The sequence below is a fragment of the Streptosporangium minutum genome, assembly GCF_002149035.1.
Classification (GTDB): domain Bacteria; phylum Actinomycetota; class Actinomycetes; order Streptosporangiales; family Streptosporangiaceae; genus Streptosporangium; species Streptosporangium minutum.
Window position 1 is genome coordinate 24,510 of record NZ_NGFP01000007.1, and the last position, 12,414, is coordinate 36,923.

10 protein-coding genes are annotated in these 12,414 nt (G+C 70.2%); 6 read left to right on the plus strand and 4 right to left on the minus strand.

Annotation, left to right across the window (positions count from 1 at the left end):
• The first annotated feature begins 38 nt into the window (after positions 1-38).
• From CA984_RS02790 to CA984_RS02810, 5 genes are all read left to right on the plus strand, one after another.
• Entirely contained in the window at positions 39-704 is a 666-nt protein-coding gene (locus CA984_RS02790) for a B3/B4 domain-containing protein (protein ID WP_086567674.1), read from the plus strand.
• A 170-nt stretch (positions 705-874) separates the two neighbouring features.
• Complete coding sequence (locus CA984_RS02795; RefSeq protein WP_086567796.1) at positions 875-4,546, plus strand: multifunctional oxoglutarate decarboxylase/oxoglutarate dehydrogenase thiamine pyrophosphate-binding subunit/dihydrolipoyllysine-residue succinyltransferase subunit; 3,672 nt, start codon at positions 875-877, stop codon at positions 4,544-4,546.
• Between the two features lie 67 nt (positions 4,547-4,613).
• Positions 4,614-4,790 carry a DUF6104 family protein gene (locus tag CA984_RS45830; RefSeq protein ID WP_086567678.1) on the plus strand — a complete coding sequence of 59 codons (177 nt, stop codon included), beginning with the start codon at positions 4,614-4,616 and terminating at the stop codon, positions 4,788-4,790.
• Positions 4,791-4,861: 71 nt separating this feature from the next.
• Positions 4,862-5,659: a DUF4097 family beta strand repeat-containing protein gene (locus tag CA984_RS02805; RefSeq protein ID WP_086567680.1), complete on the plus strand. Its 798-nt coding sequence runs from the start codon at positions 4,862-4,864 to the stop codon at positions 5,657-5,659.
• Complete coding sequence (locus CA984_RS02810) at positions 5,656-6,387, plus strand: PadR family transcriptional regulator (protein ID WP_086567682.1); 732 nt, start codon at positions 5,656-5,658, stop codon at positions 6,385-6,387. Before CA984_RS02805 ends, CA984_RS02810 begins: the two co-directional genes overlap by 4 nt.
• Positions 6,388-6,467: 80 nt before the next feature.
• Here the strand turns inward: CA984_RS02810 and CA984_RS02815 are convergent, their stop codons facing one another.
• The 3 genes from CA984_RS02815 to CA984_RS02825 form a co-directional block, all read right to left on the minus strand.
• Positions 6,468-7,346: an oxygenase MpaB family protein gene (locus CA984_RS02815; RefSeq protein WP_086567684.1), complete on the minus strand. Its 879-nt coding sequence runs from the start codon at positions 7,344-7,346 to the stop codon at positions 6,468-6,470.
• Positions 7,347-7,495: 149 nt separating this feature from the next.
• Positions 7,496-8,458: a zinc-binding dehydrogenase gene (locus tag CA984_RS02820; protein ID WP_086567687.1), complete on the minus strand. Its 963-nt coding sequence runs from the start codon at positions 8,456-8,458 to the stop codon at positions 7,496-7,498.
• 195 nt (positions 8,459-8,653) lie between these two features.
• Entirely contained in the window at positions 8,654-10,114 is a 1,461-nt protein-coding gene (locus CA984_RS02825; protein ID WP_086567689.1) for an acetyl-CoA acetyltransferase, read from the minus strand.
• A gap of 317 nt (positions 10,115-10,431) precedes the next feature.
• Here CA984_RS02825 and CA984_RS02830 point away from each other — a divergent pair, with 317 nt between their 5' ends.
• Positions 10,432-11,547 carry a trypsin-like serine peptidase gene (locus tag CA984_RS02830; RefSeq protein WP_086567691.1) on the plus strand — a complete coding sequence of 372 codons (1,116 nt, stop codon included), beginning with the start codon at positions 10,432-10,434 and terminating at the stop codon, positions 11,545-11,547.
• Between the two features lie 168 nt (positions 11,548-11,715).
• On the opposite strand, the gene CA984_RS02835 is transcribed toward CA984_RS02830, so the two are convergent.
• On the minus strand, positions 11,716-12,240 hold the full coding sequence (locus tag CA984_RS02835; RefSeq protein WP_086567693.1) for an SSI family serine proteinase inhibitor: 525 nt from the start codon (positions 12,238-12,240) through the stop codon (positions 11,716-11,718).
• Positions 12,241-12,414 lie beyond the last annotated feature (174 nt).

Sequence of the window (12,414 nt, forward strand, 5' to 3'; positions counted from 1 at the left end):
TCCTGGCCGAAGGGTGTGCAAGGCCTAAGCTGAGGGGTGTGATTGAGGACATCTGGGTGGACCCCGCCGTAACGGCGCTCAGACCGGACTTCGCGGTCCTGGCCATGGGCGTGTACGGCCTGCGCAACGGACCGACCGACGACAGGTCCCGGGCCTGGCTGGCCGGGGCGGCCGACGGCGCGGTGAGCGCCGAGGACCCGAAGGTCGAGGCGTGGCGGGAGGCCTACCGGGCCTTCGGGGCGAAGCCGCAGCGGACCAGACCGTCGGTGGACGCGCTGGTCAGGCGGATGCCGCTGCCGGAGATCAACCTGGTGGTCGACGCCTACAACGCGATCAGCGTCAGGCACGGGCTGCCGATCGGCGGGGAGGACCTGGCCCACTACGAGGGGACGGCCCGGCTGATCCGCGCCACGGGCGAGGAGCCGTTCGAGGTCGTCGAGAAGGGCGAGCCCGGCGTCGACCACCCGGAGATCGGCGAGGTGGTCTGGCGCGACGACAGGGGCGCCACCTGCCGGCGCTGGAACTGGCGGCAGTGCGTGCGCACCCGGATCACCGAGGAGACCGTCGACGCGCTGTTCCTGCTGGAGCGGCTGGCGCCGATGTCGCTGGAGGAACTGAGCGCGGCGGGGGACGAACTGGTCGAGTCGCTCAAGGTCGTCACTCCGGGCATCCGGGTCGAGTCACGGCTCATAGCGCATGGGTGACCGGGCCCACATCCCCCATATAGACCCCCCGGGGGTGACTGTTTTGGACTGTGCTGGGAGGATCGGGCGGCGAGCTGCGGCCAGACTGGCGCAGGTCCGGGTCCAGGCGAGTAGCCTTGGACAGGTTCTCTATCATCAACGCCGATCTGCGGAAGAGGGCGATTTCCGCCGTGTCGTCTGAGTCGTCGCGGACAAACCCGCTGGCAGCCTTTGGTCAAAACGAATGGCTTGTCGACGAGCTGTACCAGAAGTACCTCCAGGATCCCGAGTCTGTGGACCGTGCCTGGTGGAACTTCTTCGCTGACTACACCCCTGATTCCGGGTCCGGCAGAGCCGCGCCCCCGGGGGCGGCCAAAGCCGCGCCCGCCACTCCAACCCCGGCTGCGGCTCCGGCGACCCCGGCCGCCGCACCGGTGACCACCGCGCCGAAGGCCAAGGCCACCCCGGCGGACAAGCCCAAGCAGGAGACGCAGTTGCCCGCCGGTGCCGAGGAAGTCCGACTGCGCGGCGCCGCCGCCAGGACGGCTGCCAACATGGAGGCCAGCCTCGAGGTCCCGACGGCCACCAGCGTGCGCGCGGTCCCGGCGAAGCTGCTCATCGACAACCGCATCGTGATCAACAACCACCTGTCCCGCGGTCGCGGCGGCAAGGTCTCGTTCACGCACCTGATCGGTTACGCGGTCATCAAGGCCCTCAAGGCCCTGCCGGAGATGAACCACTCCTACGCCGAGGCCGACGGCAAGCCCGTGCTGGTCAAGCCGGAGCACGTCAACCTCGGCCTGGCCATCGACGTCGCCAAGAGCGACGGCACCCGTCAGCTCCTGGTGCCGTCGATCAAGGCGACGGAGGGCATGGACTTCCGCCAGTTCTGGGTGGCGTACGAGGAGGTCGTGCGCAAGGCCAGGGCCGGCAAGCTCGGCGTCGACGACTTCTCCGGCACCACGATCTCGCTGACCAACCCCGGGACGATCGGCACCGTCCACTCGGTGCCGCGTCTGATGCCGGGGCAGGGCACGATCATCGGTGTCGGTGCGATGGAGTACCCCGCGGAGTACCAGGGCGCCTCTCCTGAGACGCTCTCCCGGCTCGCGGTGAGCAAGGTCATGACGCTCACCAGCACCTACGACCACCGGATCATCCAGGGCGCCCAGTCGGGTGACTTCCTGCGCCAGGTCCACCGGCTCCTGCTGGGCGAGGACGGCTTCTACGACGAGATCTTCGAAGCCCTCCGGATCCCCTACGAGCCGGTCCGCTGGGTCCAGGACATCTCGACCACGCACGACGACGACGTGGCGAAGTCGGCCCGGGTCATCGAGCTGATCCACGCCTTCCGGGTCCGCGGCCACCTGATGGCCGACACCGACCCGCTGGAGTACAAGCAGCGCAAGCACCCCGACCTCGACATCAAGTCCCACGGGCTGACCCTGTGGGACCTGGAGCGCGAGTTCGCCACCGGCGGCTTCGGCGGCCGTCCGCTGATGAGGCTGCGCGAGATCCTCGGCGTGCTGCGTGACTCCTACTGCCGCACCATCGGCGTGGAGTACATGCACATGCAGAACCCCGAGGAGCGCGCCTGGATCCAGGCCCGGGTGGAGCGTCCCCACGCCAAGCCCGACCGCGAGGAGCAGCTGCGCATCCTGGAGCGGCTCAACACCGCCGAGGCGTTCGAGACGTTCCTGCAGACCAAGTTCGTCGGCCAGAAGCGCTTCTCGCTCGAAGGCAGCGAGTCGCTGATCCCGCTGCTCGACTCGGTGCTCTCCGCCGCCGCGGAGGAGAACCTCGACGAGTCCGTCATCGGCATGGCCCACCGCGGCCGCCTCAACGTGCTGGCCAACATCGTGGGCAAGTCCTACGGCCAGATCTTCGGCGAGTTCGAGGGCAACATCGACCCGCGGACGGCGCACGGCTCCGGCGACGTCAAGTACCACCTGGGCGCCACCGGTGACTTCGTCTCACCCGACGGCAGCAAGCTCAAGACCTCGGTCGTGGCCAACCCCTCGCACCTTGAGACGGTGGACCCGGTCCTGGAGGGCGTGGTCCGCGCCAAGCAGGACCTGCTGGAGCGGGGCGAGGAGGGCTTCACGGTCCTGCCCGTGCTCGTCCACGGCGACGCCGCCTTCGCCGGTCAGGGCGTGGTGGCCGAGACGCTGAACCTGTCGCAGCTCCGCGGCTACCGCACCGGCGGCACGGTCCACATCGTGGTCAACAACCAGGTCGGCTTCACCACCTCGCCCGCGTCCTCGCGCTCCAGCGTGTACGCCACCGACGTGGCCCGGATGATCCAGGCCCCGATCCTCCACGTCAACGGGGACGACCCCGAGGCCGTGGTCCGGGTCGGGAAGCTGGCGTTCGAATACCGCCAGGCGTTCCGCAAGGACGTCGTCATCGACCTGATCTGCTACCGGCGCCGCGGCCACAACGAGTCCGACAACCCGAGCTTCACCCAGCCGCTGATGTACGACCTGATCGACGCCAAGCGCTCCACCCGCAAGCTCTACACCGAGGCGCTGATCGGCCGGGGCGACATCACGGTGGAGGAGGCCGAGGGCGCGCTCCGCGACTACCAGGCCAAGCTGGAGAACGCCTTCGCCGAGACCCGCGCGGCGTCCAAGGAGTCGACCGGCGAGTTCGCCCGCCCGGTCGACGTGGACTCCGTCATCCCCTGGTCGCACGAGGACACCCCGACGGGGATCTCCGAGGAGACCGTCAAGCGGATCGTCGACACCCAGCTCAACCTGCCGGAGGGCTTCACGATCCATCCGCGCCTGCTGCCGGTCATCCAGCGCCGCGGGCAGATGGTCGCCGAGGACCGCATCGACTGGGGCATGGGCGAGACCCTCGCCTTCGGGTCGCTGCTGATCGACGGCCACCCGGTCCGCCTGGTCGGTCAGGACTCCCGGCGCGGCACCTTCGTCCAGCGGCACGCCGTGCTGGTGGACCGCGTCACGGGCGAGGAGCACACCCCGCTCAAGACGTTCAACGAGGGCACCACCAAGTTCTACGTCTACGACTCGCTGCTCAGCGAGTACGCCGCGCTCGGCTTCGAGTACGGCTACAGCGTGGAGCGCCCGGAGGCCCTGGTCGCCTGGGAGGCCCAGTTCGGTGACTTCGTCAACGGCGCCCAGTCCGTGATCGACGAGTACATCACCGCGGGCGAGCAGAAGTGGGGCCAGCGTTCCGGCGTCACCCTGCTGCTGCCGCACGGCTACGAGGGTCAGGGCCCGGACCACTCCTCGGCCCGCATCGAGCGCTTCCTGCAGATGTGCGCCTACGACAACATGACCGTGGCCCAGCCGACGCTGCCGGCGAACTACTTCCACCTGCTGCGCTGGCAGACGAAGTCGAACCGGCACCGCCCGCTGGTGGTGTTCACGCCCAAGTCGCTGCTGCGGCACAAGGCGGCGGTCTCGCCGGTCAGCGAGTTCACCTCGGGCTCGTTCCGGCCGGTGCTCGGCGACACCACGGTGAACCCGGCCGAGGTGCGCAAGGTCGTGCTCTGCTCCGGCAAGATCTACTACGATCTGGCGGCGGCCCGTGACAGGCAGGGCCGGACCGACGTGGCGATCGTCCGTCTGGAGCGGCTCTACCCGTTCCCGATGAACCCGCTCGCGGCCGAGCTGGGCCGGTACGCCGACGGCGTCGAGCTGGTGTGGGCACAGGACGAGCCGGTCAACATGGGCCCGTGGCCGTTCCTGACGCTGAAGCTGGCGGAGAACCCCGACACCTTCGGCGGGCGTCCGATCAAGCGGGTCTCCCGCAAGGCGAACTCCTCCCCCGCGACGGGCTCGCACTCCGCGCACGAGACGGAGTTGCAGCAGATGCTGGGAGAGATCTTCAGCTAGGCACCACCTTCGGAAGTCCCCCACAGGAGCCCCTGTGGGGGACTTCCCCGTTACTGCGAGGAGAACGATGTACTTCACCGATCGGGGCATCGAGGAGCTCGTCGAGCGCCGCGGCGAGGAGGAGGTCAACATCGTGTGGCTGGCCGAGCGGCTGCGCGAGTTCGTCGACCTGAACCCGGAGTTCGAGACCCCGGTGGAACGGCTGGCCACCTGGCTGGCCCGGCTGGACGACGAGGACGACTGAAGCAGTCGCGATATATCTTGACCTCCCCTTACGACGCGACATATCGTGTCTTGTAGAAGGAGGTCACGAACATGCGGCAGTGGACCATCGAGAAACCCGAACAGCTCACCTTCGACACCGTGAGAAAACTCAACGTCCGGATCGTGGCGGGCAGGCTGGCGGTGCTGGCCAGCGACGGCCCGCCCACCCTTGAGGTCGCCGACATCGGCAACCCGCCACTGATCGTCACCCACGAGGACGACGGCACGCTCACCGTCGCCTACAAGGACCTGACCTGGGACGGCCTGCTCGGCTGGCTGCGCCCCGGGAGCCGCCAGACCACGCTGACGCTGACCGTGCCGAAGGACTGCCCGGTCAACGCGGGAGTGGTCTCCGCCTCGGCCGTCGTCGCCGGTTTCGAGAGCCGCACCTCGGTCAAGAGCGTCTCGGGTGAGATCGTGCTCGACGGGGTGAGCGGCGAGATCCACGCCGACACCGTCTCCGGCGACGTGGAGAGCCGCGGCCTGGTCGGCGACCTGTCCTTCAAGAGCGTCTCGGGAGAGCTGACCGTGGCCCAGGGCACGCCCCGCCGGCTCCGCGCCACCACCGTCTCCGGCCGGATCACCGCCGATCTGGAGCTCCCGCCGACCGGTCACGTGACGATGAACAGCGTCTCGGGCGAGATCATGCTCCGGCTGCCGCGCGGAGTCGAGACCGATGTCACGATCCGCTCCACCTCCGGCAGGCTCGACACCGCCTTCGCCGAGCTCCGCCGCTCCAACCAGCCCGGCGCCAGGACGCTGACCGGCCGGATCGGCGGCGGCATGGCGTCCCTGTCGGCGACCACCGTCTCGGCGGACGTCACTCTTCTGAAGGGAGAGCAGGCATGAGTCCGGTCTTCGGTCACGGACGGCTCCGGCTCTATCTCCTCAAACTGCTGGAGGAGAGCCCGCGCCACGGTTACGAGGTGATCCGGCTGCTCCAGGACCGCTTCCTCGGCGTCTATTCGCCCTCACCCGGCACGATCTATCCGCGCCTGGCCCGGCTGGAGGAGGAGGGCCTGGTCACCCACGAGGTCCTGGAGGGCAAGAAGGTCTTCACCATCACCGACCGGGGCCGCGACGAGCTGAACGCCCGGCTCGACGAGCTCGCCGACCTGGAGCAGGAGATCTCCGACTCCGTCCGCGACATCGCCCGCGAGGTCAAGGAGGACGTGCGCGACACGGTCAAGTCGCTGCGCGAGGAGCTCACCCAGATGGCGCGCGACGTGCGCCAGGGCTCCAAGCAGGAGCAGAGCCGGTCCAGGAACGAGCAGCGCGAGGCCTGGCGGGAGCAGAAGGCCGAGTGGCAACGCCAGAAGCAGGAATGGCAGCGGCAGAAGCAGGAATGGCAGCGCCAGAGCCACGAGTGGAAGCACGACTGGAAGCGCATCTGGGCCGACAGCTTCACCGGCCACGGGTCGCGTGACAGGGACGCCCGGCTCGGCCAGATGCTGGCCGAATTCGTCGAGGAGCTCCGCAGGGACGCGGCCGGCGCCCAGGTGACCGAGGAGACCCTCGCCACCGCGCAGGACGCGCTCTACGACGCCGCCCGGCGCATCCGAGACGCGCTCCGGTGATCCTGCTGTACGGCCCGCGCCCGCCCCTCCTGCTTTCGGGGCTCCCGCCCCGTGCGCCCGGGCCGGCCGTACCCCGGCGGTCAGGCGACGCGCATGGCGCGGACGAGACGCTCCCGGGCCCGTGCGGCCTGCCTGGCACGGTAGGCGATCGGCATGTATCTGGCCCGCTCGGGCAGGTGCGGCACGGTCGCCGCGACCGCCCGGCCGAGCCGGCGCAGCCGCACCTCGTCGCGTGCGGTCCACGGCAGCTCCAGCTTCCGGCGCACGGCGGGCGGCAGCGTGCCGACCGTGACGAAGTGGTTGACCCGGCCTGAGGTGAGTCCGAGCGGACCCCACAGCCGTCGCAGCGGCGCGGGCATGATCGGCGGAGGTCCCACGGTGAGCGCCGTGCGCAGCACGTCGTGGGCCGTCGGATGGCTCTCCAGGGTGGTGTCGACCATGTCGTGGAAGTAGCGCCAGTAGTCGTCGACGGTGGCGGGGAACATCCGCTCGGGGACCCGCAGGATCCGGCCGAGATGGATGATCTCCTCATACAGGCGCCGCTCCTCTCCCGGGGAGTAGGGCTGTCCGAAGTACTTCGCCATGGTGACGGCCCGCTCGAAGGCGGTCAGATGCACCCAGGCGTACGGCTCGGCGCTCAGCGCGTGATAGCTCCGCCCCTGGGCGTCGACTCCCTGGATGTCCTTGTGCATCTCCCGCAGGCGCCTGCCCTCCTGGATCGCCTCCGGCCCGCCGTACACCCAGGTCTGCAGCGAGGTGAGCGAGCGGGTCAGCCGTCCCCAGGGGTCGGTCCGGTAGACCGAGTGATCACCGACCGCGGCGCCGATGGCCGGGTGCATGACCTGCATGACGAGGGCGCCGCCGAGCAGGAGCATCAGCCGCTGGTCCCCCATGCCCTCCCAGAGCAGATCGCCGGGGCCGAAGGGTTCGGGATCGGGGCGCGCGGTCGCGTCGGTCATGGCGGGCCTCCCGGGGGATGTGTCGCTCACGGGTGTTCATCCCCCGGAAGGCAGAGAAGTAACTCATCACTTACATACGTGACCCAGATCACATCGGCGCGCGGTCACGCCCGTCCGGACACCGGACACCGGTCACGCACGCGCCCGGCTCAGCCCGCGCCGGTGAAGACGATCTTCCCGAACACGTCGCCCTCGTGCATGGCCGCGAACCCCTCGCGGGCCCCGGCCAGCGGGAGCGTCCGGTCGATCACCGGCCGGGCGCCGGTCTGCTCCAGGAACCGGGCGAGCCGGGCCAGCTGGTCGCGGGTGCCCATGGTCGAGCCGACCACCGAGAGCTGCAGGAAGAAGACCCGGTTCAGGTCCGCCGGGGGGACGGCTCCGCTGGTCGCCCCGGAGACCACGATCCGGCCGCCGGGACGCAGCGCCTTCAGCGAGTGGTCCCAGGTCGCCTGGCCGACGGTCTCCATCACCGCGTCGACCCGCTCGGGCAGCCGGGCGCCGCTCTCGAAGACCTGGTCGGCGCCGAGGCCGAGCGCCCGCGCCCGCTTCTCCTCCGACCGGCTGGTGACCCAGACCCGGTAGCCGCCCGCCCGGCCCAGCGTGATCAGCGCGGTGGCCACACCGCCCCCGGCGCCCTGGACCAACACGGTCGAGCCCGGCTCCAGATCCGCCTTGTCGAACAGCATCCGGTAGGCGGTCAGCCACGCGGTGGGCAGGCAGGCCGCCTCCTCGAAACTGAGCGCGGCGGGCTTGGGCACCAGGTTGCGCCGGGGCACGGCAACCCGCTCGGCGAAGGTGCCGTCGTACTTCTCCGACAGCAGGGACCGCTTCGGATCGAGCGTCTCATCGGCTCCGCTGCCGATCACCGAGTGCACGATGACCTCGTTGCCGTCCTCGTCGACTCCGGCGGCGTCGCCGCCGAGCACGATCGGCAGCCGGTCCTGGCGGATGCCCACGCCCTTGAGGGTCCACAGGTCGTGGTGGTTGAGCGAGGCGGCCCGCACCGTGACGGTGGTCCAGCCGTCGGGGACTTCGGGTTCGGGGCGCTCTCCGAGCGTGAGCCCGGCGAGCGGGTTGTCGGGATCGATCTCTGTGGCGGTTACGGCGAACATGGCCGCACCCTACGCCTCCCGCCCGGCGTCACATCGGCCGTACCGCCCCCGGCCGTGTCCCGGGCAGGCCCTCCGCGGGAAGGCGCGGCCGCCGCCCCGCCTTCGAGGCCGCCGGCCCCGGCGCCCGCACCCGCTCCGCTCCGGACCGGGATCACCGCGGTCACCAGGCTCCGCTCCGGACCGGGGTCACCGCGGTCACCAGGTGGCGACGTTCACCGGCCCGTCGGCGCGCAGGCGGATCTTCCTGCCGACGAGCTCCCGTGACTCGGCCTCGGCGATCAGGCCGCGGTCACGGAGGTGGGCGTGCGCCCGGCCCCCGCCCGGCAGGTCGGCGACGACGACGCCGCGCTCGGCCGCGCCGTCCCTGCCGTGCGCGACGGTGTATCCGGCGACGGTGGCGGGCCCCTCGTATCCGGCCACGATCGGCACCGGCTCGGCGGTGTACACCGGCTCGCCGTCGCCGAGCACGCCCCCCGGCTCGGTGGACCAGATCGCGTAGGTGTGCTTGGTCAGGTGCATGCCGACCCCGGTGACCAGGCCGTGGCCCGGCTCCGCGCGCAGGCGGCCGGCCATCGCCGCGGTGGAGTGCAGGACGTAGTCGCTGGCCGGCCCACCGGCGTACGGCAGGCCGCCGGTGACCGTCAGCCCCCGGCCGTCGAACGGGTCGAGACCCATCGCGGCGCAGGCCGAGCGCAGCGCGATCGCGAAGCAGCTGTAGACGTCCAGTGCGCCGAGGTCGTCGAGACCGACACCCGCCCGCGCGAAGGCCCGCCGGGCCGCGGCCGCCATGGCCGGGGAGGAGCCCGGCTCCGGCCGGGCCGCGACCTCCCAGGTGTCCTCGGCGTACGCCCAGCCCCGCAGGTAGACGCGCTTGTCCCGGGGGACGCCGAGCCGGTCGGCGAGCCCGGTGGCGACCAGGATCGCGGCGGCGGCCTGGTCCACCTCCAGCACCGCGACGGTGCGCCTGGTGTACGGCCAGCCGACGAGGCGGTTGCCCTCCGACGGGACGACCAGTTCCCGCGCCGTCCGGGCCTCCCGGTCCCAGGCGTGCGGGTTGGCCGCGGCGACCCGCGTCATCGGGGCCATCATCCGGCCCCGATGGGCCCGCTCATCCTCAAGGGACTCGTGGCTCGCCGCCCGCCGGGCGGTTTCCATGATCGCGTAGGTGTGGACCGGCAGGAACAGCTCGTGGGCCAGCTCGGCCGGGTGCGGGGGGCGCTCCCATCCGTAGGGCGGCTTGGGAACGGCCGGGTGACTCCACGCCACCCGCTCCCCCGCCTTGCGCAGGGCCCTGCGCGTGGCCAGCGCCTCCGCCCCGGCGACCAGCGCGGCGTCCATCTCTCCCGCGGCGATCCTGCGGGCCGCCTCACCGAGCAGCACCTGCGGGGCCGTGCCGCTCACCCGGGAGTAGGCCCGGTGCCGGGGTTCGGCGGCCAGGCGCTCAGCGAGCCTGGCCGCCGGGTCGTCGTACTGCCAGGAATCGGTGTAGACGACCTGGATCGAGTCGAGGCGCTCCAGCAGACCGGGCGCCCCGGCGTCGGCGGCGGCTTCACGGGCGACCAGCTCCCACAGATCCAGCGGTTCCGGCCCCGGCTGCGCGCGGACCGTGTGCTGGGCGACGCCGACGAGGCAGGGGGTTCGGGGATCTACGCTCATGCGGACATCCAACCAGAATGATGTTCGGTTTAATAGTCCGGAGGTGTCCGAGTTACCCGAGAAACCATCGGCGAGCATTGTTGCCGATGGTGCACGGGACGCCGGACGGACAGGCACGCAACCCCTTCCACCTGCGGAAATACCTGTTAGTTAAATTATAACTAATAGCTATTTGAATAACAGCATCGCATCGAAGGGAACCATTTCAGACTTTTTCCCGTCAATTCCTCGCCGACTTCTTGATCCATTCAGTAACGTTCCGATCGTTTTCCTGGCAGGGGATGTCCCGTCCCCCGCCGAGAACGGAAGGAGCTCCATTGAATTCCCGAGCACGGCGCCTCACGATCCCCCTCACCGGCGTTCTCATGATCGCCGGAGTGATCGGCGCCACCACCGGTGCCAACGCCGGTACGGCCCCCAGCGACGTGGTCAGTTCGGCCGCCTCGGAGACGGCCGGCGAGGCCACCGCCTTCTGGTCGCCCGAGCGGATGCGCAAGGCCACCGACGCCTCAGACGACCTCGACCTCAGCGTCAAGGGCGGCAAGGCCTCCAGCGCCGCCGGCCCCGACGGGCGGGCGGGATCGGTCCCGCCGATCGGCCAGGAGGGCACCCGGTCGATCAAGAGCAAGCAGGTCAACCTGCCCAACACCGTCGGCCGCGTCTTCTTCACCCTGCCCGGCGCCAACCCGCTGGACCCGGGGAGCTGGAAGTACTGCTCCGGCACCTCCGTCCAGAGCAAGTACCGCAACCTGGTCGCCACCTCGGCCCACTGCGTCTACGACGTGAAGACCAACCAGTTCTACGACAACTGGATCTTCATTCCGTCCTACTGGGACGGCAACCAGGCGTGGGACGGCAAGAACCCCTACGGCATCTACGCGGCCAAGTGGTTCAACGCCCACGACGACTTCGTGGTGAAGGAGGACTACGACTTCGACTACGCCTTCGTCAACGTCCACTCCGGGTTCAAGGTGAACTGGGAGAAGGGCACCGACGGCAAGTGGAAGCCGATCATCAAGGACGTCGGCCGGCTCGGCGACAACGTCGGCGGCCAGGGCTTCGCCTGGAACCAGAAGGTCAAGAACAAGGTCTTCTCCTTCGGCTACCCGGCCGGCCTGCACCCCGACGGGGACAAGCCCTTCACCGGCCGCACGATGAAGTGGTGCTTCGGCACGACCGGCGCCATGCCCGCCGCTCCGAAGTACAACCTCCAGGAGCACGTCGGCTTCAAGTGCGCCTTCACTGCGGGCGCCAGCGGCGGCCCATGGCTGCTGAGATACAAGAACTCCACGCGGACCGGCTACCTGAACGGCGTCAACAGCGTCGCCTGGGACACCGACAAGAACGACCGCTACGACAGGATCTCCTCGCCGTACTTCAACGGGGACACCTACCAGGTCTACAAGGTCGCGGCCAACCGCTGGACCAAGTAGCCGCACCTCACGGCCGGCCGTGAGGCCATTCGACCGGCCCCGCGCGACGAGGGGCCCGGTCCTCGGACCGGGCCCCTCCGCCTTCCCCCGACACGGGGATCCCGGATGTTCCAACGGGTTCCCGGGCCTTCCGGAGACTTCGGAAGGGCCGGGAACCCGCGGAAGGCTCTAGAAGGAGAAGACCGGGCCGGTCGTGCCGCGCAGCGAGCAGGGGTTGCCGAAGGTCCGCTCGTACCGGATGTAGCGGCCGTTCCAGACTCCGGTCGCGGTCACGGTGACCGGGTCGTAGTGCATCGTGCACATCAGGTCCGGCGACGGCCTGAGCCGGGCGGGGTCACCCCCCACCCTGTTCAGCGCCTCGCACGCCTCGCTCGCCACGGGGTGGGTGCCCTGCGGTGGATCGCACACGAGCAGGGCGCGGCCCGCCACCGGCACCGGCCTCTCCCCTCGCGCGACGCTCAGCGTGAACGCCTTCGCCCCGACGGCCGGCCTGCGCGCGACCGGCCTGACCGGAACCGGCCCGCCCGGGGTGAGCCAGTCCGGGGAGAGCCAGTCCCGGTAGGACCACGGCGGACCCGGCTCCGCGACGGACGGGCCCGACCCGTCCAACGGCAGCGGTGGCGGCGGCGCGGCGGCGGCCGTACCGGAGAGCAGGAAGAGCCCCGAAGCCGCCAGGCAGAGAAGACGTCGCATGGAACCCCCCGATTTCGCGTGACGCCGAGTGCCCGCTCAGCCTTGCGCACCCGCCCCGCCCCGGCAACGACCGACTCCCGTGTTTTCGCAGGTCATGGACTTGTGCAGGACCCGCCCACGCGGTCGGTCAAGCGAGGGTAGATCAGACGCGGATCTTGAAAGTTCGGTTCCACG